Here is a 438-nt window from a genome sequence, read left to right on the forward strand (position 1 = left end):
TTTGGCAGGCTTTCCGGCTAACGGAAGCTAAAGTGGAACGGATTGTCCACGTGCGCAGGGGCAATCAGCTCCATGCGTTCCAGCATTTTGATACGGCTCTGCGCCTGCTTTGCTTTGGTCGCTTTAGCTCGGAAACGATCGATATAGCTTTGCAGATGCGCTACACGCTCCTGCTGGCTTTCGTACATCGCCTGTTGCTGCGCGAGGCGGGTCGCACGCTGGATTTCAAGCGCGCTGTAGTTGCCGGTGTACTCGAACATGGTTTGTTGTTCGATATGGATAATTTTATCCACCACCGGATCGAGGAACTCGCGGTCGTGGGAGATCAAAATCAGCGTACCCTGATAGCTTTTCAGCCATCTTTCCAGCCAAATGACCGCGTCGAGATCGAGGTGGTTGGTCGGTTCATCGGGCAGCAGCAGGTCCGAACGGCAAATC

Annotated in this window: 1 pseudogene; it reads right to left on the reverse strand. The window is 54.3% G+C overall.

The features are described from left to right. Positions 1-20: 20 nt before the first annotated feature. Positions 21-438 (reverse strand): annotated as a pseudogene (locus ACU8YC_RS28015) (ABC transporter ATP-binding protein); the annotation flags it as partial.

The sequence above is a fragment of the Citrobacter sp. VF227 genome (genome assembly GCF_052950715.1).